Source organism: uncultured Parasphingorhabdus sp. (genome assembly GCF_963677535.2).
Lineage (GTDB): Bacteria > Pseudomonadota > Alphaproteobacteria > Sphingomonadales > Sphingomonadaceae > Parasphingorhabdus.
The window spans coordinates 958,174-983,911 of the sequence record NZ_CAXXUT010000003.1 but is presented as its reverse complement, the minus strand read 5'-3'; the positions used below and the strand labels follow the sequence as shown (position 1 = coordinate 983,911).

Here is a 25,738-nt window from a genome sequence, read left to right as displayed (position 1 = left end):
CGGGTGACTATAATATCTTTTTCAGGGCGCCTAAAACCGTCAATCTGGCGGTTATCATGGCAAGGAACATACCCAATATCGGAATGCTGGCAATTATCAACCAGCTCCACCAGTCAAGGCCGACCGATTCCACCAGTCCGGAGCCGAGAGCGGTCAGCTGGATGCTGATCAGCCAGATGATCGCGGCGCCACCAACCAGTCCAATCAGGCCGCCAAGCAAGGCGTCCAGCGCGATCCGCCGCTGGAACAACCGGCTGATCTGCTGATCGGTACCACCCAGCAGATGCACGACCGCGATGGTCTCGCCGTGGGTGTTGAGCGCCGATCGCGCCGAGATGATGACCGCCGCTCCCGTCGCCAGGGCAAGCAGGCAAACCAGACCAAAAGCAATCCACTGCAAGGAACGCACCAAGGAAATGACCGGCGCGATATAGCCGCTGCTCGGTTCGACCCGGGCGCCGGGTGCAATCTCCAGCAGCGCTTCGCGCAAGGACCGATATTCTGCGTCCGTTGCAACCCGGACCAGTTTCAGGTCGATCAACGCAGGAAGCGGAATATCGTCGGCCAGATCCCGGGTCCCCAGCCAAGGCTCGATCAGCGCTTCTATCTCTTCGGGCGGCAGCAGCCGGACCTCGTCGATAAGCGGCAAGGCCCGCAACCGTTCGGCGGCGGCGGTGGCCTGCCGGCTGCGCACTTCCGGATTGGCTTCGACAATCTGCACCGTCGCCCGACTGGACAGTTCGTCCGATACATCACCGATCGCCCGGGTCATCGCCAGCCCGGCCGCGGCGGCCAGAACGGTGAGAAAGATCATGATCGCAATCACCCATGGCATCGGACCGGACAGTCTGCCCTCGGGTATCAGGCGGCGGTCATGGCCGGGAATCGCGAAAAATTTGAACATCGGTCCGGCGCCCCGTTACAGCTGGTCTTTGGGGCGTGGCGGATGGCGCAGCGATCCGGTCGGATCGGCAAGCATGCCTTTTTCCAGCCGCATCATCTGCGCGCCCGGGATCTTGCTGAGCAGATGGATATCATGGGTAGCCACGACGATCGTCGTGCCCAGCGTATTCAGTGCCTCGAACAATTGCAGCAGGCGGATCGCCATTTCGGGATCGACGTTGCCGGTGGGTTCGTCCGCCACCAGTATCTCCGGCCTGCCGATCACCGCGCGGGCGATCGCCACGCGCTGCTGTTCGCCACCCGAGAGGGTCGCCGGCCGGGCCGAAGCCCGGTCCCCGAGACCGACCCATTCGAGCATCTCCGCGACAGGAACCTCGAGATCTTTCTCGCGCACTCCGGCTACCCGCAAGGGAAGCGCGATATTGTCGAAGGCGGAAAGATGCGGAACCAGACGAAAATCCTGAAAGACCACACCGATACGGCGGCGAAAGCCCGGCAGCCGCTCGCGCGGCATGGTCACCGCATCTTCGCCGAAAAGCCGGATCACGCCGCGGCTGGGACGTTGCGAGAGATAGAGAAGTTTCAGCAATGACGTCTTTCCGGCGCCGGACGCGCCGGTGAGAAAATAGAAACTGCCCGGAAACAGGGTAAAATTGAGATCGGCAAGAGTTTCCGCACCCGCACCATAGCGCAGGCCGACATTTTCAAATCGAACAATTTCGTCCAACATGCTCTACATTCCCATATCGCGGCGAAATATTGCCCGGTCGGCCGACCAATAAGCCTTTAACAGCCTCCAAATCAACTCCGCTGTCAACCGGCAACGATCGAATCGGCAGGAAAACGCGGAAAAACCTGCTTCGGTCTCAAAACGGTCAAGCAGCCACTTGCAGTTTATCGTGATGCCGTGTTTAGAGGGGTGTCATGATCTTGAACTGCCCGGCCTGTAAAACCCGTTACCTTGTGCCAGACAGCGCCATTGGACCCAATGGGCGCTCGGTACGCTGCGCGTCCTGCCGTCATAGCTGGTTTCAGGAGCCGGCCATTCCGGAAGAGATTCCAGTCCGGGAAAAGGAACCGGCCGCTGCGGCACCTGCCGCGCCGTCAGCACCGGCAACCGATACTGAAGCCGCGGTTGAGCAGGATTGGGAACCCAGTCCGCCCGTCTCTCCGATTACGCGATCGGCATCACCGCCTCCCATTTCCGCCAGCCAGGGTTATGGCGCGGGGGATAGCAGCTTTGCCCATGAACCGCCGTTCAAACCGCGCCGCAATCCGGCGAAATTGTGGACCTTGGCCGCCGTCGCCTTTACCATCCTGGTAATAGCATCGGGCGCGGCGCTATATTATTTCGGGCCGCCCCGGTGGGTCTCCGACTATGAATTTGCCTCGACCGAAGAAACCCCGCTGCTCATCGAACTGAGCGAGAAACAGGATCGCCGGACCTTGCCCGACGGGACCGAATATTTTGCTGCCAGCGGGACGATTATCAATCCGACGACCAGTGAGGAGGCGATCCCGCCGATGCTGGTGATCCTGCGCGATGCCGGCGGACGGATCGTCTATAGCTGGAAAATGAAGGCACCGGCCGCATCGCTCGCACCGGGTGCCAAGATCAATTTCAACGAAGCCAAGCTGGACGTGCCGCGCGCCGCAAGCCAGCTGGAAGTCGGCTGGGCGGATCAAAACCGCGAATGATCGCCTGCCGAAATCGGTTCAGTGAAACTCCTGCAGGCTGACTACCCGGCCATCGTCGCTTTTAACCGTGCCGGCCGACCGGGTCGGGGGCAGACGGAATATATCATCTGCGCCCAAGTGCTGCACGCCGCGCCGATCGACCGCCGTATCGAAATCGATCACGTCGGCGCGCAATATCTGCACGCTGGCGACCGCCTGTACGCGCGTCGGACCGGAACCGGGCTGTGCCGGGGAACGGTCAGGTGGCGCTGCAAGCAGCAGCAGGAGCATCAGGCTTTCCATGCACCGAATAAAGCCGATCAGCCCCGCAGGGAACAAGGTCAATAGAAGGTTCATGGCCGCCCCCGACCCTCATTTCACCCGTCCGGCAAGGGCAAAGCCGTTTCCTGTGCTTTTGCGGGACAATTCCGGTCTGGCCGTTAACGAATAGGCGAGATGGCGACGAATATCTGTTGCGGCTGGGAAACCCCTTTGCTAAGGGCACGCGCCTACCCGGGACATAGCTGTCCCAAGCTAGAGACAGTGCGGTCGTGGCGGAATTGGTAGACGCGCAGCGTTGAGGTCGCTGTGGGGTTAATACCCCGTGGAAGTTCGAGTCTTCTCGACCGCACCAGACAGTATAAGTGCTTGATAAAGAACGATATTTTATCATGCAGCTTAGCGTGTTCCCTCTTTGCGCGGTATCGCCGACTTTCCCAGAATTCGCCGGAGATCCCTACCGATTTGCCGAATTTGTCATTCAATTAGCCAAGCTGATCATGAAATGACACTTGTTGCGGTTTTCTTGTCATTTTCGAGTCTTCTCGAGAGCACCAGACAGTCTTTGAATATCATCCAAAATCGACAGATTGCAGGAGTCTGGGCCATAACCCCGCATTTGCGGCGGTATTGGCGGATGGATCGTTATCGATTGTGGCGGGAGACCAGCGTTGAGCAGGACAATCTCGGTCAAAATTACCCAAAGTCTCCACCGTCAAAAAACCCGCCTCAATGGGCGGGTGGCAATGGATCCGAGGATGTGGACGTTATTTCGTGAGCGAGCCAACCCCAAGCAACTGTTCCTGCTCACTCCAGGCGAGCGGTAGCTCAATCTCCATAATTCGCTTCCGGCTGAGCAGGGATGGCTGGCTGCCCTCCACAATGGCTTCGACGATGCGCGGGCTGAGCCAGCTGAGTTTGACAAGCTGGGTCAGTTGCTTGCGGCAGCGTCCCTCGCGCGTTGCGATTCTTTGAAGCGGTACATCGGATGATGCGAGCACCAGTTTCTGTGCTGACATCGCATCGGCAAGAAGTCCCATCAGCTTTGGGTCGATGTTTTTGGGGCGGTCGTCATTGCTGTCGATCCTCAACTTGGCTTCCCGAAACGGTTTCTTTGCTGGTCGCGGTATTTCATATTGCCAACTGGAGGTAAGTGGTTCGTCGATCCCGAACTGATTTGGGTCGAGTTCAATGATCATCCGATCAACAGCAAAGCTGATCTTGCGGACCAGCTTTTGAACGGTCGAGCCCAAGTCGGCTGCCATTTCTTGTCCGTGCAACTGAGCTTGGGCGAACATTCTCTTCAAGGATCCACCATCTGTCAAACAGGCGATGCGGCGCAGTGCATGCTGGTCGCTAAGCAATGCCTTAATGTGCTCAGCCACATGTCTTTCCAGATGCACCATGGCATATCGTGTGGATTCTGCTTTGTCTGGTCCGGTAAGATCGCGGCGGGTCTCATAGTAGCGATACCGGCGCGCGCCCTTGGTGGCATAAGTTGGAACCATCGGCCTGCCTTGTTCGTCGGAAAGCAGACCCCTTAACACTGCCTGCTGGGGATCATTGCTTGGCCTTTTCCGGGGCGGGGCTGCGCTGGCGAGCTTGACTTGAACCGCGTCCCAAAGCTCAGCATCGACGATTGCCTGATGCTCGCCATCATAGATTTGACCCTTGTGCACGATCTTACCGCGATAGACGGGATTTTTGAGCAGATGGAACAGACTGCCTCGCCGAAACGGGATACCGCCTCTGTGTGGCCCACTCACACGCTGCTGTACCTTGGTCAAAATGCCTTCGCTTTCAAGCTGGGCCAGTAAGGCGGGAGCCGACTTGCTCGCAAGATAGCGGCGCATAATGGTTCGAACACGCCGCGCTTCTTCCGGCTCAGCAACCAGTTTGCGATCCACGACAATATATCCGAGCGGAACCGGCCCTCCCATCCACATGCCTTTTTTCTTGGAAGCGGCAATCTTGTCGCGGATACGCTCGCCGGTTACCTCGCGTTCGAACTGTGCGAAGGACAACAACACATTGAGCGTAAGCCTGCCCATACTGGTCGTCGTGTTGAACGCTTGTGTAATCGAAACGAAGCTTGCCTGTTTTTCATCGAGGATCTCGACGATCTTGGCAAAATCTGCCAGACTTCGCGTTAGGCGATCAACCTTGTAGACAACGATCACGTCAACAAGGCCGTCCTCGACGGCCTGCATCAATGCTTTCAAGCCGGGGCGCTCCATCGTCCCGCCAGAATAGCCGCCGTCATCATAGGCATCGGGAACCAGTTTCCAGCCCTCGTGACGCTGGCTCAATATATATGCCTCACAAGCCTCCCGCTGGGCATCCAGACTGTTAAACTCCTGTTCCAGCCCGTCCTCTGTGGATTTGCGCGTGTAGATGGCGCAGCGGACAGGATTGGGCACTGTGGTCATGTTGCTGCCGCCCTGATGACCGTCAGGCCAAAGAAGCGAGGTCCCGACCATTTTGTGCCAGTAATATGACGTGCGATGGCAGTAAGCGATTTCCATCGCTTACCATCATATTCAAAACCGTCATCGAGCACGGTCACGCTATGGCCGACACCGTGCCAGTCGCGGATGAGCTTCGTGCCTGTGCTGAGTTTGGAGCCAGTCACCAGCTTTGGTAGGGCGGGTATATCCTCGCTTCCATATCTCGCCAGACAGGCAGCGGTCCGCCGGTCCAGCCTGCCCAGCTTCTTTTCCTGCAGGCGATAGGACAGACCTCGTCGCAACAGATCTGGTGATAAGGAGGGTGCGGCGCTGCCACAATGGCGATGCCATGCCGTTTGCAGGTCGGCAACCGGCATGGTCTCTATAGCAGCTAGTGAGATAGTCCGCCCCGCCATCAGGCTGCTTCCTGCCTCAGGAACACCGTCCCGTTAACATCCGGCGTTTTCGCAGCATCGGTGACCGCTGGCTCCGATGTCTTATCTATCCGATAATAGCTGGTATCGTCCTTGCGTTTAGCGCGGATGATGTTGTGACCCTTTCTGCGCAGGCCGGTAAGGAACGCGCGGCAACTATGGGGCTGCCATCCGGTGGCTTGGGCAATCTCACCGAGCGAGGCACCCTTTGCCGAACTGAGGAGTTTACTGACGATCTCGGCTTTGGTTGGTTGGTCGGCCTTGTCTTTAGCGGGTACTGATTTTTTCATTTTGGGTCTCCGGTTTTGCGCCGAATAATCCGGCGCTTCCACTGACCCAAGGTCGCATATGCTTTTGTTTAGCTGCGACCTGACCGATCCGGTCATCCCGTTCGGCAGGAACAGCAATGCTCTGTTTGGAACGCAAGTCCAGTCGAATAACGGGCACAACCAAACAGTTTTGGTGATTTGAACCTGCTATATTTGCAAAAAGAAGCAGCAGTCAGCAACCGTGCCACTTGCGGTGATTCGAACTGATTAGATGGAAACAAAATCTGCCGTTCTGCTACCGAGCCGATAGCAGTCAATCGCTGCGGTCCAATATTATGTCCGCTTCGCGCCCAATTGTCGTCATTCCGAAGGCAGACGCTCGTTCCTAAAAGCTGCCATTCAGCGTCTAGAATTTGCTCACACTCGAACGGCAACAAATGAACCTGCTGTAGCGCGGCGTCAGTCGACGATAGGCTGTCCTTTGTCCCGCTTCTTGATGCCCGCCTCGGCGTTACGGATTCGCTCGGCTATGTCCGGATGATCGGCTGCGCGGGGCAAGGCTTCGCGGTTGTGAACATGCACCACAGCCGGCATCTTCTGGATCATGAAATTGTGCATGAGACTTCGTGCCTCGCGGAGTTCGGCAAGCAACTGGCTGAGATGCTCAGCAGAGACCACGCGCGCGGTATCTAGCATGCGGTCCTTATTGAGGGCAAGCTTCGGACCGCCTTCGGCCTCGGCACGTAGCGCCTCTTCCATCGCCCCGGTGTAAATATCCGAGTTGGCAACGACCAGATCGTCGGGCAATTCTTTACATACCGCCCAAATGCCGTGCGCGATGTCATGCCGCTTGTTTGCGGGCAGCGCGACATAGCGCAATATTGACCGGACTTCGATTGCAAGCGCGTCTCCCTGCTGGCTCTTCAAGTGGCGAATGAAGAACTTGCTGCGCGCGTCCCAGCCCTTGATTGCCTGCATCTCGGCAAGTGCGCCTCTGTCATTCGCGCACAGGAGGAAGATCGCATCTAATCTGCCCTCAATATCGGCCCAGGTCGCAACGATCAGTCCGAAGAACGCCGCTAGGTGAGGCCGTTGCAACACAACGTCAGGGTGGATTTCGAGGCTCGGTTGATCGGGAAGGCGCTGATCACTAATATGCATACGAGCATGCATATACGAAATTTCGAGCCCATGCCTGCGGTTTCTTCCATGATCGCCCAAAGACCTGAACTCCGCGCACTGGTCGCAGCCCGAATTCACCGATTGGTCACAAGAGCGAAGGTCTGCTGCCTGCTGACGGTATCAAAATGCCGCTATACCGCTTGTGGCCCAGTATCAGCCTTTACACTCTGTCCGATTGAATGGAAGGCTTCAGGCAGCAGATGATCTCCGCTAAACGACAGCAAATGGCGTGCTTGCTGACTGGTTGCTTTTACTTTCCATATCATCGGGTCGAACGGCAGGAAGTGGGTGGTTAGCGGTCATACGAACAGCCCGATATAAACGCCCGCTTTTGAGCCAACAGCGGACACAAAAAAAGAAGGCGATTGTTGTTAAAAGTCTTTTCGCATAGATCAAACCGGTCGATTGCGATTTAAGGTAATGCTGTGTCTGTTTACTCAAAGGCTAAGCGCCATATCATTATTGTAATACTGAGTATGCCATTGATTATGTGGGGTGTCCCAATGGTTGCGAGCTACTTCGGGCTAAACCCGGTTGCATTTATGTTTCCGCTAATGGGTTTGTGGTTGATCATAGGGGGCTTAGGTTCTTTTGTTATAAGATGCCCAAATTGCGGTAAATCTTTGTTCATGCATGGTTGGATAAGTACGCCATGGCCTGAGAAAGTGTGTAGCAAATGCAATACGAACCTAACTTGACAGCATCCTTTTTCTGATCTGGTCCTTTTCCATTGCCTCAAGTCTGCTTTTACGCCCCAAGTGGACGTCGAATTGGAACAACGCGAACGTCCGCAACTGGGGCGAAAGCTGAAAGTCAGCTTTCCGTGCTGGATCACCAATTGCGGACTGTCGGCAACCGGCCCATTTCCAGACCCATCGTGCCGCGCCAAAAAGGTTGATAATTAGCCAGTATGTTAACCCACTAAGTTTCCAATGCTAATCTTTAGCCATCGACAATTTAATTTCTCCAAAGATCCATCATGCGTTGCCGTTTCATGTGGGTTCCAAAGCCGCCAGAAAGCTGATGCGCAGCCTGCTTAAGAAGCAGGAAATAGTTCCTATACTTATCGTGACTGACAAGCTGCGATCTTATCGCACTGCATTTCGTGAAATGCGAATTACCGCTCAGCATATCGATAACAAGCGTGCGAACAATCGGGCAGAAATTCCCATCAGCCAGTGCGAAGACGAGAACGAAAGATGCAGCGTTTTAAATCCCCCGGCTCCGCCCAACGCTTCCTCAACGTCCACGCCACTACCTACAATCACTTCAACCACCAACGTCATCTTGTTAACCGAAACCTGTTCAAAAAAACTCAGAGCAGATGCTTTCGCTGACTGGAAAGTTGCGACAACCGCAGTATGAATCTTTGGACTCAATACAACATCGCGACTGTCCCCCGTCAGCATTCAATAGACAGACTGGCTGCATAAAATAAGTGAGTGTTTTGGTTTCAGTGCAGTGACTGTAAGGAACGAAAATGAAAGCAAAACACTCAAAAACCCCCGCGGAGCGGGTGGTAAAGGATATCCGCAGAGCCACGCGCAAGCAGTATAGCGCAGAGGAAAAGATACGGATCGTGCTGGAAGGCCTGCGCGGCGAGGATAGCATCGCCGAGCTGTGCCGCCGTGAGGGTATCGCGCAGGGCGTATATTACAAATGGTCGAAGGATTTTATGGACTGAGGCAACGCAGCCATGCCTGGGGCATGGCGAGAACCGAAGGACAAGCGCCGGCTTGCCGGCGATACATCGCGCGCTGCCAATAGCGACGAGGTCCGTGATCTTCGTAAGGAAGCCCGCGATCTGAAAGAGGTGGTCGCCGAACAGATACTCGAGAACCGCCTACTCAAAAAAAGCATGATCGGGGATGGGGGCGACGACGAATGAGGTATCCCGCATCCGAAAAGCTGGAGATCATCCGCATCGTCGAGCGGTCACATCTACCTGCCAAGCAGACGCTGGACAGGCTGGGCATCGCTCGGCCTACCTTCTACCGCTGGTATGATCTGTATCAGCGGTTCGGCGAAGAGGCGCTGGAAGATCTGCGTCCCGGCCCCAAGCGTGCATGGAACCGGATCCCCGACAAGGTGCAGGCACAGATACTGGAGATGGCGCTGGAACGCTGCGAGCTGAGCCCGCGAGAGCTGGCGGTGACATTTACCGATGAACAGCGCTACTTCGTGTCGGAGGCCAGTGTTTACCGCCTGCTCAAGCGCCATGATCTGATCACCAGCCCGAACTTCATCGTGATGAAGGCCGCCAGCGAGTTCAAAGACAAGACCACTGCACCCAACCAGCTGTGGCAGACGGACTTTACCTACCTGAAGATCATTGGCTGGGGCTATTATTACCTGTCGACCATCCTTGATGATTACTCGCGCTACATCATTGCTTGGAAGCTGTGCACGACCATGCGTGCAGAAGATGTCACCGATACGCTGGAACTGGCTCTTGAGGCATCAGGCTGTGCATCGGCACATGTGCTGCACAAACCGCGCCTGCTCAGCGACAACGGGCCAAGTTATGTTGCGGGCGAACTTGCGGATTATCTGGCCGACAAAAAGATGCGCCACGTTCGCGGTGCACCGTTCCATCCGCAAAGCCAGGGCAAGATCGAACGCTGGCACCAGACCCTCAAAAACCGCATCCTGCTCGAAAATTATTATCTGCCCGGTGATCTAGAAGCGCAGGTCGAGGCGTTCGTCGAGCACTATAATCACCAGCGTTATCACGAGAGCCTGAAAAACGTCACACCCGCCGATGCCTACTTTGGCAGAGCGGAATCCATCATCAAACAGCGAGAAAGGATCAAACGAAAAACAATCGAGCAAAGGCGCTTGCAACACCGAAAGCTTGCAGCCTAATATCAACCAACCAGATGGAACCAAATACTCGCCTATTTTAAACCGGTATCAGTCTCAAATTATCTGACGACGGACACCCGCTTTATCTATGACGGCGATGCGCTGGTGCTGGAATATGACCAGCTGGGCACGATAAAGCACCGCTATATGCACGGCAGCGGCGTCGATGATCCGCTCGTCTGGTATGACGGCGGCACGGTGAACGCGACCAATCGCCGCCATATGTTCGCCAACTGGCAGGGCAGCATCACCGCGATCACCGACGCGAGCGGCAATGTGGTGCAGGTTAACGCCTATGACGCCTATGGCATTCCCAATGCCACCAACCTTGGCCGGTTCCAGTATACCGGCCAGATCCTGATCCCCGAGATCGGCATCTATCACTACAAGGCGCGGGCTTATTCGCCATATCTGGGAAGGTTCCTGCAGACCGATCCTATTGGCTATGAGGACCAGTTTAATCTCTATGCCTATGTTGGGAATGATTCGGTTGGACGGATTGATCCGAGTGGGAACGCTGGAAAAGCTGTCGTTGGTGGATATAAATTTTCATTAAGAGTACAGAAATTAACTTCAAAAGGTGTGTCATTTGAAAAGGCCTTGAAGATTGCGGCGGAAGAGTTTGGTCAAGATTTTGCGACGGACTGGAATGCAATTGGCAACGATTCTAGTGCAAGTTTTGTTGACAAGTTGGCCGCGTCGGCGGACCTTTTGTTAGGCACATCGCTGAACAATAATGATGGGTCAGAAGAAAGTGATAGTTCGGCAGAGCAAAAAAGAAATAAAAGGCGCAAAGGAGCTCCGAAAGACAAACCTGCTGGAACCAAACCAATTGATAAAGGCAAAATAGATCGAGGGAAGCTACATGATATAAAAGACGGTATTGGAGCTGCACCTGACGACTGGGTTGGCGTAGATGGCGATGGAAATATATATACCACTGATCCTGAGACAGGGCAGGCGGTCAATCAAGGGCATCTTGACGATTTCTAGGAAAAAAAGATGGAATTTGACATCAATTTAGCTGCGAGTTTGGAAATCCTCATTCCAAAAGGCGAATCAAATTGGGTGCGATCGACTAAACTAGGAAATGCAAAAGTTAAGCAGCTAAAAAATGAGGAGACAAAAATTTCGATGGAATTGATCAAACGTGGAAAGCATAACTTTTCTGCCGTAAAGAAAAAAATCATGGATAGCATTAATGATGCCGATCTGCCGGATAGAAAAATTTTTGAGAAACTGTGGATCAAAATCGAAATTTATGACCCGAGCTTTATTTCAATATATTTTGATTCTGGCTTTATGAATTTTTTGACAGCTCGTGATATTGATATCCATCTGGAAAATCGAAGTTGAGAAATTACACGGGGCCTGAAGTAAGGGAAGATGAGATGCCGCAAAAAGAGCAGGATCAATGCGCGCTGGCTTTGCAGCAACCGGGTGAAATTGAATTCACTGGGAACACTGGAAGTCTAGTATTTTTAGGCGGTTTCTCGGGTAGCATTGGCATCTGGCGCAACACTAAAACCGGTGCTAGTGGCGATTATCACACTATTGGCGGAGGAGTTGGGCTTGGGGTGGGATTCACTCAAGATTATGGCAAAGCTAGATCACTGGCGGCCTTTGTAGGCTATGGTGAAACCTTAGATGTCGGAGGCTCTATAGGGCCAGTTGGAGGAAGCTACTCTGCCACTCAGAACGCTGCAGGCGATTGGGTCTCAAGCGGTGGGGCGCTCGGCTATTCTCCCTCGATCCTCAGCTCTAGGCGACTGGGTGCTACGGCCACAGCAACTGCTGGAGAAACCTTCATCCGGAATTGCCATGTTCGCGGGCAGTAGACTTCTGGCCACGCTGCCCATTTCTTTCGCCGCCCTCCTCTCCTCGTGTGGAGATTTCGACGAACCGCAGCCGTTGAACCCACAGAAGTTTTTTGGTTGCTATGCAGAGAGCGAATTTCGAATAACGATCGGACAGAATGGTGTTCTAATCGACGGACAGCGTTACCCTGTTGAAATTCACGAAGAGAAAATTGGTTTGGTGATTGTCTTGCCTCTAATCTTTGTCAACGACGGTGATGGCATAAAGCCAAGAAACGCGAGTGAACATTTTTACAGACTAATTGACGATGATAATGATCGCTATATCATTGTTGCCGATCAAGATGCATTCGTTCATGAGTTAGAATATGGTGCCTGCGGCTAACTGTCCGTCGTCAGATAATTTGAGACTGATGCCGATTTAAAATAGGCGAGTATTTGGTTCCATCTGGTTGGTTGATATTAGGCTGCAAGTGTCCCCCATCAGCATTCAATAGACAGACTGGCTGCATAAAATAAGTGAGTGTTTTGGTTTCATTGCAGTGACTGTAAGGAACGAAAATGAAAGCAAAACACTCAAAAACCCCCGCGGAGCGGGTGGTAAAGGATATCCGCAGAGCCACGCGCAAGCAGTATAGCGCAGAGGAAAAGATACGGATCGTGCTGGAAGGCCTGCGCGGCGAGGATAGCATCGCCGAGCTGTGCCGCCGTGAGGGTATCGCGCAGGGCGTATATTACAAATGGTCGAAGGATTTTATGGACTGAGGCAACGCAGCCATGCCTGGGGCATGGCGAGAACCGAAGGACAAGCGCCGGCTTGCCGGCGATACATCGCGCGCTGCCAATAGCGACGAGGTCCGTGATCTTCGTAAGGAAGCCCGCGATCTGAAAGAGGTGGTCGCCGAACAGATACTCGAGAACCGCCTACTCAAAAAAAGCATGATCGGGGATGGGGGCGACGACGAATGAGGTATCCCGCATCCGAAAAGCTGGAGATCATCCGCATCGTCGAGCGGTCACATCTACCTGCCAAGCAGACGCTGGACAGGCTGGGCATCGCTCGGCCTACCTTCTACCGCTGGTATGATCTGTATCAGCGGTTCGGCGAAGAGGCGCTGGAAGATCTGCGTCCCGGCCCCAAGCGTGCATGGAACCGGATCCCCGACAAGGTGCAGGCACAGATACTGGAGATGGCGCTGGAACGCTGCGAGCTGAGCCCGCGAGAGCTGGCGGTGACATTTACCGATGAACAGCGCTACTTCGTGTCGGAGGCCAGTGTTTACCGCCTGCTCAAGCGCCATGATCTGATCACCAGCCCGAACTTCATCGTGATGAAGGCCGCCAGCGAGTTCAAAGACAAGACCACTGCACCCAACCAGCTGTGGCAGACGGACTTTACCTACCTGAAGATCATTGGCTGGGGCTATTATTACCTGTCGACCATCCTTGATGATTACTCGCGCTACATCATTGCTTGGAAGCTGTGCACGACCATGCGTGCAGAAGATGTCACCGATACGCTGGAACTGGCTCTTGAGGCATCAGGCTGTGCATCGGCACATGTGCTGCACAAACCGCGCCTGCTCAGCGACAACGGGCCAAGTTATGTTGCGGGCGAACTTGCGGATTATCTGGCCGACAAAAAGATGCGCCACGTTCGCGGTGCACCGTTCCATCCGCAAAGCCAGGGCAAGATCGAACGCTGGCACCAGACCCTCAAAAACCGCATCCTGCTCGAAAATTATTATCTGCCCGGTGATCTAGAAGCGCAGGTCGAGGCGTTCGTCGAGCACTATAATCACCAGCGTTATCACGAGAGCCTGAAAAACGTCACACCCGCCGATGCCTACTTTGGCAGAGCGGAATCCATCATCAAACAGCGAGAAAGGATCAAACGAAAAACAATCGAGCAAAGGCGCTTGCAACACCGAAAGCTTGCAGCCTAATATCAACCAACCAGATGGAACCAAATACTCGCCTATTTTAAACCGGTATCAGTCTCAAATTATCTGACGACGGACAGTCAGCAGCAAGCGACCGGCATTGCCAGCCCTTCTGTATTGGACGAGTGCAAGGATAGCGGGCGGTTGGCTTACCGAAATGGCGGGCGCAGACAATATGGACGTGGACAGACTGCTCCCTGTCGGCGAACATCTCGAAGCCATCGACATGAAACGCGGGATGCGCCGGGTTGCCGTGCGCGATGGCGAAGGCAGGCTGGCGGCCGCGCTTTTCGTGACGCGCGACGGTCAACTTCCATCACGGGAATGGTGGTTTGGCTGGAGCAGGGGGAGGCCAAGAGTGCATAAGAAATTAGGCTTTAAACTTTGGCCACAAAATAAAAATGCGTATTCCCGACACATGTTCGTGGCTGGACTAGTCACAGCGTCGGGTATTGGAGCACGTCATCCTTCCACCTATTTAGAGTATGCTTGGCTTTCGACGTCAATTGTTTCATCTATTTATTTTTACACTTTGGTTTTTCGACTTCGTAGATGCAGGCATGGACTCATTTGCCAATGGCGTATATTTTTCTTCCCTTGGGTGATAGACCCCTGTCCAAAATGTGGAACGAAATCATTTGACTGAGTTTGGAGATACGCTAGCTGTGCTGTAAGGTGCCGCTATCCTAAAGCTCAAGAATTGTGTCCGTCGTCAGAACATTTGGCACTGAAGGCTGCGTAAATTAACGGAGCATTGGTTCCATCTGGTTGGTTGATATTAAGCGGCAAGCTTGCGGTGTAGCAAGCGCCGATGTTCGATGGTTTGTTTTTTGATCCTTTCTCGTTTTTTGATGATGGCGAGTGCTCTGCCGAAGTAGGCATCGGCAGGCGTAACGTTGCCCAGGCTTTCGTGATAGCGCTGGTGATTATAATGTTCGACGAACGCCTCGACCTGCGTTTCCAAGTCCCCTGGTAGGAAGTAGTTTTCCAGCAGGATGCGGTTCTTCAAAGTCTGGTGCCAGCGTTCGATCTTGCCCTGTGTTTGCGGATGGAAGGGGGCGCCGCGTACATGGCTCATCTTCTGTGCTTCGATATATTCTACCAGTTCACCCGCAATGTAACTCGGGCCATTGTCAGAGAGCAGCCGTGGCTTGTGCATAACTGCTGCCTGGTCGCAGCCTGAAGCTTCCAGCGCCATGTCCAGCGTGTCGGTGACGTCCTCGGCCCGCATGGTGCTGCAAAGCTTCCAGGCGATGATGTAGCGCGAGTAATCGTCCAGCACCGTCGATAGATACATCCACCCCCAGCCAATGATCTTGAAGTAGGTAAAATCTGTCTGCCACATCTCGTTGGGCCGCACGGTCGGTGTGTGGAATCGATCAGCAGCTTTGATCACGACATAGGCGGGGCTGGTGATCAGGTCGTGGGCCTTCAGAAGCCTGTAAACCGTGGCTTCTGACACGAAGTAGCGCTGTTCATCGGTGAACGTCACCGCCAGTTCGCGTGGACTGAGCTCCGAACGTTCCAGCGCCAGATCGATGATCTGGTCATGCACTTCGGCAGGGATCCGGTTCCACACCCGGCTTGGAGCCGATGGCCGGTCAGCCAGCGCTTCAGGCCCCCCTTCCAGATACCGATCATACCAGCGGTAAAAGGTTCGGTGCGGGATCCCCAACTTATCCAGCGTCTTGCGCGCTGACAGATGTGATTGCTCGACGATCCTGATGATCTCAAGCTTCTCCGATGCCGGATATCTCATGCGTCGTCGTCCCCATCCGCGATCATGCTTTTTTTGAGCAGACGGTTCTCGAGGGTCAGGTCGGCCACGCATTCCTTCAGATCACGCGACTCCCGCCGCAGGTCTTTCACTTCATCGCTGGTTGCAGCACGGGCCGTGTCACCGGCCAGCCGACGTTTGCCGGCTTCCATGAACTCCTTCGACCAAGTGTAATACAGGCTCTGCGCTATGCCCTCCTTTCGGCACAGCTCGGCAATGCTGTCATCACCGCGCAGGCCGTCGATCACGATCCGTATCTTGTCTTCTGCTGAGAAATGCCGGCGGGTCGCACGGCGGATATCTTTAACCACCCGCTCTGCGGGCTTTTTTGCGGTGGAGTGTTTTGGTTTCATGCTTCGTTCCTTCGTCACTACGATGAAACCAAAACACTCCTTAATTCACAACATCAATTTGGTGACATAGGTGCTGACGGGGAACAATGTGACCTACAGCTATAAGGATGACGGTTCACTCTACGAGATACAGGAAAATGGCAGCGCGGCGCTCGCCACCTATGCTTATGACGCCAATGGTCGCCGCACATCGATGACCTATGGCAATGGTGCGGTCACCAATTACGCTTATGATCCGCTGTCTCGCCTGTCTTCGCTGACCAGCAATCTCAGCGGAACCGCCAACGATCTAACCACGACGTTCCAGTATAACCCGGCCAGTCAGATTAGCGAGCTGACCCGCTCCAATGACGCCTATGCCTGGCAGGATCATTATAATGTGGATCGGGCGTATAATGTGAATGGCCTCAACCAGCTGACTACTGCGGGCGCATTGTCGCTGACCTATGATAATCGTGGCAATCTCACCTCGGATGGCACCAACAGCTATACCTATGATGTGGAAAACCGTCTGATCACGGGGTCTGGGGGCGTCGCGCTGACCTATGATCCATATGGCCGCCTGCATAAGACCACGGGCAGCGCAACCACCCGCATGGGCTATGACGGCCAGGACCTGATTGCGGAATATAACGCCTCCGGCACTTTGCTCCGCCGTTATGTCCATGGCGACGGCAGCGACGACCCGATTCTCTGGTATGAAGGAACCGGTACAATCAACAAGCGCTATATGCACAAGGATGAGCGCGGCAGTGTGATCGCTTTGACCAATGGGTCAGGCGGTGTTATTGGCATAAATGCTTATGATGACCACGGCATTCCCGCCTCGACCAATATCGGCCGGTTCCAATATACCGGGCAGCAATATCTGTCTGATCTTGGGCTTTATCATTACAAGGCCCGCATCTACTCTCCGACGCTGGGCCGGTTCCTTCAGACTGATCCCATTGGTTATGGTGATGGCATGAATCTATATGCCTATGTCAGCGGGGATCCGGTCAATTTTACGGACCCTACTGGTTTCAAAGGTTGTGATGTAAAAGAAGGGTTCATCAATGTTTGCGGGCCGAAAATGACACAAGATGGTGGACCATCCGGGGTCAGCGGAAGAGCTGGTCACAGCAATCCAGGGTTTCGCGGCAACGGAGGAAGAGACGGGGGTGGAGGCGATAGTCCACCGCCACCGCAAAGTGTAACGGTCGATATCAGTTGTGCGGATGTCCCTGCGGCTAACGACCCTGGTGTACAGGCTGCTGCTCTGAACGCGTTGGCACTATCTGTAAGAGATGGTGTTGAATACGGGTTTTTTGCTCAGCAAAGGACAACCGGACCCGAAAATTTCAAACCTCTTTCTCGCTTTACCTCCGGTCAGCCACGCCGGATCACGGGCACGGATATTTTGGGGAACTTGCCAAGAGCTACTCGGGGCTGGAGAGGCAGGACACTCTTCCATACCCATCCCAACAATCCGCCACCTTCGTCTGTAAGCGCTGGAGATCAGCGTAGTGCAACCGCACAGGGGCGGCCTGTAGTAGCGATCGACAATGCGGGGAATTTGACATGCGCCGTCCCCTAACCGCAGGCCCCCGTGTGCTGAGCAAAGCGATTTTGGTTCTCGCCTTGGCTGCCGCTGCCGTCTCTTGTGATGACTCTACAGGTGGCCAAACCGTTCGTGTTGACGGGGACTTGTCATCTCCGAGCAGTGAGGATCAAAGATATATCCAGCTCGCAACTGATGCATGGGCAAACAAACAAGGTCTTCCATCAGCCGATGAAGCTTTAGCGGGCCAACAGATTGAAGTCAGCCATCTCGATGGCGAAACCTGCGTTAGCTTTGTGATGATCCCACCCGGAGTGGGAGGTGAGCCCACCTACTGTTACGAACGAGGGACATCTAACTTAACCCGAAAAATGGACGATGTAGAGTAGGCCATTGGATGAAGTTCCGCCTATCGTCGGCTCCGTCCCCAACAGGCATCCGGCCCATATTGTAGCACCGCCAGCAACCAATGCGCGCAACATCAGCCGCGGTCCCTATGTCTCGCACACCCTAAACGGTGCGACCGTAGGTCATATTGCGATTGCGGTGACAGGTGCAACACCCCCCCAAATTCGTCTGATTGAGCGCGTACCTACACAAAGGAACAGCCTAAATCTCCCCGGAATAATCCGATGCCAGCGTGTAGATATGTAGGGACTCGCGAGACATCTTCAGTAAATTCCTGACGTAGGAAGGAGATGATCAAATGACTTTAACTGGGGCGAACTGCACAATTCACCCTTTTACCTCCCACCAGTCGGGCCAATTGACCTTGTCGGGCGTGCGCACCCCGCTCCATACCTTCTGTTGTTCCTGAATAGTAAGCCGCCTGTCACCGAGGCGCTCAAGGGCAGCCTCGACGATCCATGGGTTCAATTCCCATCGCACGCGGTTTTTGTCGGCGGGGTATTTCTTTCTTGCCAAACCAAGCGGTTCCAAAATCGCATCAGCGCCAGAACTGACCACCGATAAAACAATAGCATCAATGTGCTGCCTGTCGTCGCCGCGCTCCGTACGGGCTTGTTCAATAGCATTGAGCGAGTCCCGTGCAGCCGCGCTGTCACCCGCGAGCCCTTTCTGGGTCAATTGGAGAAGGAACGCCTCAGCTGCCGTTACCCTGCGCTCTCGTCCATTCTCGCGGATCGTCACCATCTGACCAAGCACGGAATTATAAGGAACAGACTTATGGCGGTTCTTGGGTCGTCCCCTCGGATTGCCTGACTGGCCCTTCCTGAAACGCATTGCGGTTGGGGGTTTACCGTAACCTTCGCTCACTCAACTCTACTCCGCGGCCACTTCAAGCTATCAGGGTCAAACGTGAAGAACTTGATATTGTCGGCTTCCCTGCGGTTAAATTTCTTGCGCCCGGGACGGCTCAATGCTGCCTGCGTCGCCCAGGCATGCACTTTCCATCTTGTTGGAAAGGCCGGCTCGGGCTCTGCAATGCCGAGAATGCGAAGAGCCTCATCCGCGTTGTCAGCCGAGTAATGGTGCTTGAGTTCAATTTTCCGGCGCGGTTCAGGGTTCTTCTGCTCAAGGGCCTTTTCCCGTGTCTCGATCATCTTGAGCAGTTTACGAATTGCCAGACGCTTTCCTGCAAGAGCATCCTTAAGCGTCTGCTGCTGCAACGCCTCTTCAACCGTCGCCTCACGCGTTTTTCCATTCTGGGTAATGGTCAATGTTTTGTCGAGAATGATCTCGAACGCCGACACATTGGGCCGCCGATGCTTGCGAGGCCGTCCTTTGGGATTGCCGGACTGACCGGGCTGAAAGCGCGTACTGCTCATGCCGCCAGATCCTCGCCATCGCGAAACACCAGTTGCGGCTCCTTGCCCGTTAGATCGCTCCAACGCTGCATTGCAAGATCAACATAGGCTGGATCGATATCGAGCCCCCGGAAGGCGCGCCCCACTCGCTCGGCGGCAACAAGACTTGTGCCCGAGCCGAGGAAAATATCCAGCACAAGCTCGCTCTGCCTTGTGACATCGCAGTAAGCGTCCGCTACCATCGCAACCGGCTTGACCGTGGGGTGTAGCGCCAGATCCTCGCGGCGTGATCCGCGCATGGAATTGACGCTGGGATAATCCCACACATTGGTCCGGTTGCGGCCATGCTTGCCAAGCTCGACATTGTTGATGTGCGGTTCATCGCCGATGCGGTAGACAAAAACCATCTCGTGCTTCGACCTGTAGAGAGAGCCCATCCCGGCATTGCTCTTGTTCCAGACACAAATGTTGAGCAGGTCGCCGTATATATCATCGACCGAAGCGGTCACATCATCCATGTGACGCCAGTCCATGCATATAAAATGAACCGCTCCGCTGCGTGATACTTTAGCGCAAGCACCCAACGTTTCAGCAAGGAACATCCTGAACTCGGCTTCCTTCATTTCACCAGATGCCATCGCAAACTCGCGGTGACGGCCCTTGGCATTGGCGTGGCCGTTAATCTTCACGTTGTAAGGCGGATCAAGGAAAGCGCAGTCGATCAAGGCGCCTTTACCAACTACATTCTGCAAGAAGCCAGCATCACGCCCATCGCCGCAGGCGACCCGGTGCTCGCCGAGCTGCCATATGTCACCAGAATTCACACGCGGGTTTTCAGGGACAGCAGGGATCACTTCATCGTCCGGGTCCTCACTATCAGCGAGTGCTACGTCGATCTCGCCAGGACTGAAGCCCGTCAAGCCCAGATCAATGTCTACTTCTGGCAGGGAAAGATCGGTCAGCTCCAGCTTGAGTATTTCCATGTCCCAGCCTGCATTGAGCGCTATCTTGTTATCCGCAAGGCGCAATGCCTTCTTCTGGGGTTCGCTGAGGCCCGCAAGCACGATCACCGGAACCTCGGCAAGGTTCAGTTCTCTGGCGGCCCGAAGCCGGCCATGCCCTGCAATAATATTGCCCATCGGATCAGCAAGTATAGGATTGGTGAACCCGAATGCCCGGATGGACTCTGCGATCTGAGTGACCTGCTTTTTTGAATGGGTTCGCGCATTGCGCGGATCCGGGATCAGCTTTTCGATCCGGGTATAGTTTACCTCAAGGCGGCGATCGGCAGAATCGTCTGCGAGCGATTCGTTTATGTACATAAGAAGAACATATCAGGATCATATGTTCTCATCAAGAGTTAATCCCGACAGCGACCGTTGGTGAGATTTCAACTGGACCCAGCGATCGCCAATATTCCTGTTCTAACGATTAAACCCTCTGTTGCTGGCGATTGGGGGCCCTGTTACGGGGAATTATTTCCCTGTTCCGTCGATTAACAGGAAAACGGCTTTTTGCATTGCTATACTACTGTAAAGTCACATAAGTTTCCCACCATATACAATCAAAATCACCCAAATCGGCCTGTTTTGGGTCCAAAACGACCATTTTTCCCTGTTAATTCCCTGATAACAGGGAAAATCACGGTGAGACCCGTTCGCTACAGACTGCGTCGCGCACCAGACAGTCTTTGAATGTCATCCAGAATCGACAGATTTCAGGCGTCTGCGCCATTACCCCGCATTTGCGGCGGTGTTGGCTAATGGATCGTTATCGATTGTGGCGGGAGATATGCTATGAACAGGTCGATCTAGTTTAAAATAGGCCAAAGTCTCCGCGTTCAAAAACCCCGCCTCAAAGGACGGGTGGCAATCGATGCGATGCGGGCCACGTTAGGTTGCGGGCGAACTTGCGGATTATCTGGCCGACAAGAAGATGCTCCACGTTCGCGGTGCACCGTTCCATCCGCAAACCCGGGGCAAGATCGAGCGTTGGCACCAGACCCTCAAAAACCGCATCCTGCTCAAAATTTTTATCTGCCCGGTGATCTCGAAGCGCAGGTCGAGCGTTCGTCGAGCACTATAATCACCAGCGTTATCACGAGAGCCCGAAAAACGTCACACCCGCCGATGCCTATTTCGGCAGGGCGGAAGCCATCATCAAACATCGAGAAAGGATCAAACGAACGGCCAACGAAGATCGGCGTCTGCAATACCGCAAGATCGCCGCCTCATATCAACCAACAGATGGAACCAAATACTCGTCTGTTTTAAACCGCCGTAAGTCTCAAATTATCTGACGACGGACACTTGATGCAGAGCACGGCAGCACTCGGTTCCTCGGGGCCCAATTGATCGACCCTTCGGCTGAACATATCGCGCATCTGTTGGCGTGGTCCATTCAGGCCAACATCACCGCAAAGCAAATCCTGCAAATGCCGGAGAGCGGCTTGTAGTAATAATCTCGGCGCAGCGTGGTGTTCAAGCGGATGGAGTTCTTCTTGAAGAGAATGATCAGCATCGCAGCCATGGCGCCATCAGCAATCCGAACCACCGCAGGCCTTGTGCCCAAAGCCAAGCGGGGTCTATTTCTTGCAGTCCTTGTCCTTGCTTTTGGAGCGGAAGATATTCCCAATTCCGCAGGCAACCTTGGAGCCTACCTTTTTGACATTGTTTGTATGGTGCTGGGCACGCTGTTTGGCAACCTCTGCAACAGCGGCAATCGGTTTGTCGGATGTCGCCGCTTCTGCGTACCGATTTTGCGTTTCGCGAATGCTGCGCAGGTCGGCGCCGGTCGCATTCCCGACCATTGAGCGACTCGTGGCTCCAAGCGCTCTCGCATTGTCGACATGATGTTTAGCGCGCTCTCCAGCAACGGTTGCAACACCTTCCAAGCCATGTTTCTTCAGGCTATCACCATATCGAGCCACGACATCCATCCGGCGCTCTGTCTTGATCCCGGTATGCTCTTCCAACAGCGCCCGACGTTGCCGGTCAAGGCGATCAAGCATGCGAACGCCATTGCCCAGTGCGGGGTTCTTGCTGTCGGCATATTTGGTGATGTTATCCATCAACTTGCCTTCGGTTGTCAGAGTCTCTGTCAGGTTCCTGAAGTTCTCCCGGTGATGCTCCCTGCGCTGAGCCGCTACGTCGGCAATAGACACGTCCTTGTCAAAGATCGCCGCTCCGTATTGGAAGCCTGTCGACAATGGATCCTGAACCTCGACACCAGTCGTTGCCTTGATGCCCTCAACCGCCGCCATTTCCGCCACTACGGCCACTGCGCCAACGCCGGTTCCAGCTAGTAATGCGCGCCCGCCTTTGCCGAGTTTTCCGACTGTTCCGGCGGTTTTTGCTGTCTTGGCAAGTTTAGCGGCGCGAGCCATTTTGGCGGCATCGGCTGTGGTCGAGGCCGCTTTCAATCCACCAGCGCCTCGCGCAACCTGAGCCGTGCGACCGGCCTTGTTGAGTTTGGAAATATCGCCGCCGCTAGCCGCGACGTTGCGGACGACCTGTGCTTCATTGGCTGGTGCCAGCCTGCGCGCTTGCTGTGCGATATCCCCCCTGCGCAGCGCGCCTCCTAGATCGTCGCTATTGGCAAGGATCTGGCGGCCAAGCTGCTGACTTCCCTGCCCTGCCTTGGCCACATTGCGTGCATTGCGCGCAGCATCGCCGCGCCGGCCGAGGTCCGCCAGCTCGTTCGCTGAGCCAGCAACTCTCGTAACACGAGCGGCCCGTGCATTCTCACCATTTTTGATAACCCGCCCTAAGTCCGAATCCGCGATATTCACAGGGCGAACCGCAGCTGGCTTCGGCTGGGTCTTGATGGACGGGTTCGGCTTACCGGTCACTTGATCGCGAAAGGTTACCTTGCGAGCACCGCCGCGATTAGCCGCGCTCGGCTTCTTGGCACCAGCGCGCGCTGCCTGTGCATTCTCGCCATTCTGGATGACCCGGCCTAACTCGGAATTGGCCATATTTGCCGGGCGTGGTTTGGCAGCATTCGTAACCCCCGGCCTGGTGCGGGCATGTTTTGCGGCATTGCCGCGCTGCTCCATCTCTGCGAGCGCATCCGCGCTGCCGGCAATGCGGTTCGTCCGTGCTGCCGTGGCACGGGTTCGTAATTCGCGCAGACTGGTGGGGCGCGTTGCAGTGGCCGTCTGGCGCAGGTTTTGCCCTGCAATATTGGTAGATGTCGGAAGCTGACGGACATTCGATGCCGCTTTTTTGCGGCCTGCTTCACCAACCATCTTGGCCGTTTCGCTGATGTGTTTGGTCGGCTTGATAAACTGTTTGCCGACGACGCCAACCGCGCCTGCGACAATCAAAGTTTTCTCATCATTCGACAATTCGCCATCCCGAGCAATGTCGATATCCGCCGATGACTGCGTCTGCTGAGTTCCGGCATCCTGAGCTGATACCGGCGTGGCCGCCATTGTGATTGCGATGCTTGAAGCGCTCAATCCTGAAACTAGTTTTCTTATACGCATGCTGGCCTCCCTCTAATCCCAATGCCTCTTCACCAATAGGAAGGGCTGTCTTGGATCCTGTTTAGGAGAGGGGGTGCCTGTCTAGAATGAGGTCAATACCCCAATTGTTTCGTTATATTGCGGAACCGCCGGGAATTAGCGGCGCGGCAGCGTGATTGTCGCCACAGTTCCCTTGCCCGGGGCAGATTGCAGTGCAAACCCGAATCCGTACCTCGCGGCGAGATCATGAATTATCGCCAGTCCCAGCCCATCGCCGTCTGACGCCTGATCCTTCGCCCCGCGATGCTGTACCTTCTGCAAGGTTGACTCGTCCATCCCGCACCCGTTGTCGCGCACCTCAATAAGACAGTTACCATCGTGCCGGACCACCAGGTGTATCTCGCTCGCATCGGCATGGCGCAGCGCATTCGCTATCAGATTACTCACTGACCGGATCAGTGCGAGCGCCGGAGCGCGGGTTTCGCATGGAGCTGTCTGTGTCAAGAGCCTTACCCCTGATGCGGCAGCCTCCGCGGCGAACATTTCGTCGACTGTCTCGATAATCAGATCGAGCGAGTAAAGCTCGTCATCTTCCTCGCTGAGCGTCGCGCTGCGGTTTTCTTGATCACTATATTCGTGAGTAAGTTCTTCCAGATAGTCGATCGCTTCGCTCAGGCGCTCTTGTAGATCCCGTGAAAGATTATCCGCTTCCTCGCGAATCGAGGCTCGCAGGCCGACAAGCGGTTGGCGAATATCATGACTGGCAGAGGCAAGCTGCTGCTTGCGCCGGACTGCCGTTTCACGTGCCCGGGCATAGTCACGCTCGGTTTGAAGCAAACGTTGGTCGGCCTTAGACTGAGCCTGGAGAGCGGCAATACGTTCTTGGCTGAGACGATCACGCTCAAGCAGGCTGCGCTGAATATCGACGATCACTATCACGAGCAATGTTGCCGATACCGCGAGCCGCATCATATCTCTGATGAAGTTGGAAAACAGCTCAGGGACGACTGTGCCCATAAGCGCCGGCTCTACCAGCACAATAGCCAGCGAGCATGCGGCGATCGACAGGACAGCGATCCGTCGCAGCCCCTTTGCCGTCTCAATCCGCAAAGCGACAACCGCGACCAGACCGAGCACCAAGACGTAGAACATGCCAACCAGCAGAGAATCTTTCTGCAACAAGAACGCTGAGCCAAAAATGACAATAGGAGCAATCAGCAAAAGCAGCTTTGCGAGCGCGTTTATTTTGGCAGCAACCGCGCTCCAGAAAGCAGCCATGATCATGAATGCCAGGGTCAACGAGATAAGCGTTATACTGCTCCGCCACACCATACGCGCCTGCTCAAAGCCAGAGGCCAGAATGGTTGTGAAAAGCGAGACATCGCTCTGTATTGCGATCAACGAAAATCCGATCGCCACGATGATCGTGTTCGGCCGGCGAGCCAAAATACCGAGCACGATCAGGCATATTCCCACGGCCAAGAACGTAATGATTACCCCGGCTTTTAGCAGCGTGCCGATGATTTGGTTGCGGCCTAATTCTCCCTCGCGGAAGAGACCGATGGAAGGGCGGTCATCGAGCGCAAGATTGATGATCAACAGCTCCGATTGGCCCGGCCGCAATTCAAAACTTGCAGAATGAAGATAGGTTAGTTTTTGATGCAGAAGCTCATTATCTGCTGTGGCTGGTCCGCCAAGAATCTGCGTAGTGCCACCTTCGCCGCTGACAAGATAGATATCAGGCACAGTGTAAAAAATGCCGCCCAGTCCTACGCTTCGCCTGATCGACCTAGCATTCGCCTCATCTGCGCGAATCGGCAATGCAATCCAGAGATCTCTTTGTTTCTTGACGCTTGTAAGCTGCGGTGTGAAGGCCGCTGTAAACTCTCCAGCGTTGAAGGCAGCCAGCGCATCGTCGATATCAAACGAGTGGATGCCCGACGAAACAAAGTACCAAGCCTTGCCTTCGACCTGCTCAGCCGGCTGACCTTGTCCCAGAAGCACAGGGGCGGCTTGGA

Annotated in this window: 21 protein-coding genes, 1 tRNA gene and 3 pseudogenes; 11 read left to right on the top strand and 14 right to left on the bottom strand. The window is 54.7% G+C overall.

The genetic code is table 11. The features are described 5' to 3' along the window. Positions 1-7: 7 nt before the first annotated feature. Together ACHZCJ_RS11640 and ftsE are read right to left on the bottom strand one after the other, a co-directional pair. Positions 8-904, bottom strand: a complete 897-nt coding sequence (locus ACHZCJ_RS11640) for an ABC transporter permease (protein ID WP_159646950.1) — start codon at positions 902-904, stop codon at positions 8-10. Between the two features lie 15 nt (positions 905-919). After that, positions 920-1,630 carry a cell division ATP-binding protein FtsE gene (ftsE, locus tag ACHZCJ_RS11635; RefSeq protein WP_159648045.1) on the bottom strand — a complete coding sequence of 237 codons (711 nt, stop codon included), beginning with the start codon at positions 1,628-1,630 and terminating at the stop codon, positions 920-922. A 197-nt stretch (positions 1,631-1,827) separates the two neighbouring features. Here ftsE and ACHZCJ_RS11630 point away from each other — a divergent pair, with 197 nt between their 5' ends. Further along, complete coding sequence (locus ACHZCJ_RS11630) at positions 1,828-2,601, top strand: MJ0042-type zinc finger domain-containing protein (protein WP_321326575.1); 774 nt, start codon at positions 1,828-1,830, stop codon at positions 2,599-2,601. Between the two features lie 18 nt (positions 2,602-2,619). Here the strand turns inward: ACHZCJ_RS11630 and ACHZCJ_RS11625 are convergent, their stop codons facing one another. Then, positions 2,620-2,937, bottom strand: a complete 318-nt coding sequence (locus ACHZCJ_RS11625; protein WP_321326573.1) for a hypothetical protein — start codon at positions 2,935-2,937, stop codon at positions 2,620-2,622. 188 nt (positions 2,938-3,125) lie between these two features. Here ACHZCJ_RS11625 and ACHZCJ_RS11620 point away from each other — a divergent pair. Beyond that, positions 3,126-3,214: transfer RNA gene (locus ACHZCJ_RS11620), tRNA-Leu, on the top strand. 412 nt (positions 3,215-3,626) lie between these two features. Here ACHZCJ_RS11620 and ACHZCJ_RS11615 read toward each other — a convergent pair. The 4 genes from ACHZCJ_RS11615 to ACHZCJ_RS11600 form a co-directional block, all read right to left on the bottom strand. Further along, positions 3,627-5,288, bottom strand: a complete 1,662-nt coding sequence (locus ACHZCJ_RS11615) for a recombinase family protein (RefSeq protein ID WP_159646944.1) — start codon at positions 5,286-5,288, stop codon at positions 3,627-3,629. Next, positions 5,285-5,722, bottom strand: coding sequence for a DUF2924 domain-containing protein (locus tag ACHZCJ_RS11610; protein ID WP_159646942.1), 438 nt, complete (start codon positions 5,720-5,722; stop codon positions 5,285-5,287). The genes ACHZCJ_RS11615 and ACHZCJ_RS11610 overlap by 4 nt, the downstream gene beginning before the upstream one ends. Continuing rightward, positions 5,722-6,030, bottom strand: coding sequence for a DUF3489 domain-containing protein (locus ACHZCJ_RS11605; RefSeq protein ID WP_236554023.1), 309 nt, complete (start codon positions 6,028-6,030; stop codon positions 5,722-5,724). Before ACHZCJ_RS11605 ends, ACHZCJ_RS11610 begins: the two co-directional genes overlap by 1 nt. A gap of 438 nt (positions 6,031-6,468) precedes the next feature. Further along, positions 6,469-7,230 carry a hypothetical protein gene (locus tag ACHZCJ_RS11600; RefSeq protein WP_159646938.1) on the bottom strand — a complete coding sequence of 254 codons (762 nt, stop codon included), beginning with the start codon at positions 7,228-7,230 and terminating at the stop codon, positions 6,469-6,471. Positions 7,231-8,187: 957 nt separating this feature from the next. Here ACHZCJ_RS11600 and ACHZCJ_RS11595 point away from each other — a divergent pair. The 7 genes and pseudogenes from ACHZCJ_RS11595 to ACHZCJ_RS11565 all read left to right on the top strand — a co-directional run bounded on the left by ACHZCJ_RS11595 (position 8,188) and on the right by ACHZCJ_RS11565 (position 13,819). Continuing rightward, positions 8,188-8,556: a DDE-type integrase/transposase/recombinase gene (locus ACHZCJ_RS11595; protein WP_268893908.1), complete on the top strand. Its 369-nt coding sequence runs from the start codon at positions 8,188-8,190 to the stop codon at positions 8,554-8,556. 115 nt (positions 8,557-8,671) lie between these two features. Continuing rightward, a pseudogene (locus ACHZCJ_RS11590) lies at positions 8,672-10,056 on the top strand (IS3 family transposase). A 105-nt stretch (positions 10,057-10,161) separates the two neighbouring features. Then, on the top strand, positions 10,162-11,049 hold the full coding sequence (locus ACHZCJ_RS11585) for an RHS repeat-associated core domain-containing protein (protein WP_236554022.1): 888 nt from the start codon (positions 10,162-10,164) through the stop codon (positions 11,047-11,049). 9 nt (positions 11,050-11,058) lie between these two features. Continuing rightward, the gene (locus ACHZCJ_RS11580; protein WP_159646934.1) at positions 11,059-11,412 is read left to right on the top strand and encodes a hypothetical protein; all 354 of its coding nucleotides are present in this window, start codon (positions 11,059-11,061) and stop codon (positions 11,410-11,412) included. Positions 11,413-11,447: 35 nt separating this feature from the next. Beyond that, positions 11,448-11,894: a hypothetical protein gene (locus tag ACHZCJ_RS11575; protein WP_321326562.1), complete on the top strand. Its 447-nt coding sequence runs from the start codon at positions 11,448-11,450 to the stop codon at positions 11,892-11,894. After that, positions 11,878-12,258 (top strand): hypothetical protein, encoded by a 381-nt coding sequence (locus tag ACHZCJ_RS11570; RefSeq protein ID WP_159646930.1) that lies wholly within the window; start codon positions 11,878-11,880, stop codon positions 12,256-12,258. The genes ACHZCJ_RS11575 and ACHZCJ_RS11570 overlap by 17 nt, the downstream gene beginning before the upstream one ends. A gap of 176 nt (positions 12,259-12,434) precedes the next feature. Further along, positions 12,435-13,819: pseudogene (locus ACHZCJ_RS11565) on the top strand (IS3 family transposase). A gap of 775 nt (positions 13,820-14,594) precedes the next feature. Here the strand turns inward: ACHZCJ_RS11565 and ACHZCJ_RS11560 are convergent. Then, positions 14,595-15,946, bottom strand: a protein-coding gene (locus ACHZCJ_RS11560) for an IS3 family transposase (protein ID WP_159646928.1) whose coding sequence is annotated in 2 segments (ribosomal slippage) — positions 14,595-15,610 and positions 15,610-15,946 — 1,353 coding nt in all. Because the reading frame shifts where the segments join, the coding sequence is not laid out codon by codon here. An 88-nt stretch (positions 15,947-16,034) separates the two neighbouring features. Between ACHZCJ_RS11560 and ACHZCJ_RS11555 the strand changes: the two genes are divergently transcribed. Further along, a complete protein-coding gene (locus ACHZCJ_RS11555; RefSeq protein ID WP_236554021.1) occupies positions 16,035-17,522 on the top strand; it encodes an RHS repeat-associated core domain-containing protein in 1,488 nt (495 codons plus the stop codon). Positions 17,523-18,221: 699 nt separating this feature from the next. On the opposite strand, the gene ACHZCJ_RS11550 is transcribed toward ACHZCJ_RS11555, so the two are convergent. From ACHZCJ_RS11550 to ACHZCJ_RS11540, 3 genes are read right to left on the bottom strand one after another with little or no spacing between them, the layout of a single operon-like run. Beyond that, positions 18,222-18,761 carry a DUF5681 domain-containing protein gene (locus ACHZCJ_RS11550; RefSeq protein WP_201295680.1) on the bottom strand — a complete coding sequence of 180 codons (540 nt, stop codon included), beginning with the start codon at positions 18,759-18,761 and terminating at the stop codon, positions 18,222-18,224. Next, the gene (locus ACHZCJ_RS11545) at positions 18,758-19,273 is read right to left on the bottom strand and encodes a DUF5681 domain-containing protein (protein ID WP_159646927.1); all 516 of its coding nucleotides are present in this window, start codon (positions 19,271-19,273) and stop codon (positions 18,758-18,760) included. Before ACHZCJ_RS11545 ends, ACHZCJ_RS11550 begins: the two co-directional genes overlap by 4 nt. Next, positions 19,270-20,574 carry a DNA methyltransferase gene (locus ACHZCJ_RS11540; RefSeq protein WP_159646925.1) on the bottom strand — a complete coding sequence of 435 codons (1,305 nt, stop codon included), beginning with the start codon at positions 20,572-20,574 and terminating at the stop codon, positions 19,270-19,272. The genes ACHZCJ_RS11545 and ACHZCJ_RS11540 overlap by 4 nt, the downstream gene beginning before the upstream one ends. A gap of 574 nt (positions 20,575-21,148) precedes the next feature. Between ACHZCJ_RS11540 and ACHZCJ_RS11535 the strand changes: the two are divergent. Beyond that, positions 21,149-21,482 (top strand): annotated as a pseudogene (locus ACHZCJ_RS11535) (integrase core domain-containing protein); the annotation flags it as partial. A 170-nt stretch (positions 21,483-21,652) separates the two neighbouring features. On the opposite strand, the gene ACHZCJ_RS11530 reads toward ACHZCJ_RS11535, so the two are convergent. From ACHZCJ_RS11530 to ACHZCJ_RS11520, 3 genes are all read right to left on the bottom strand, one after another. Continuing rightward, entirely contained in the window at positions 21,653-21,829 is a 177-nt protein-coding gene (locus tag ACHZCJ_RS11530; protein WP_321326557.1) for a hypothetical protein, read from the bottom strand. 7 nt (positions 21,830-21,836) lie between these two features. Continuing rightward, complete coding sequence (locus ACHZCJ_RS11525) at positions 21,837-23,741, bottom strand: hypothetical protein (RefSeq protein ID WP_321326555.1); 1,905 nt, start codon at positions 23,739-23,741, stop codon at positions 21,837-21,839. Between the two features lie 135 nt (positions 23,742-23,876). Beyond that, positions 23,877-25,724, bottom strand: a complete 1,848-nt coding sequence (locus ACHZCJ_RS11520; RefSeq protein ID WP_321326553.1) for a HAMP domain-containing sensor histidine kinase — start codon at positions 25,722-25,724, stop codon at positions 23,877-23,879. Between the last annotated feature and the right edge of the window lie 14 nt (positions 25,725-25,738).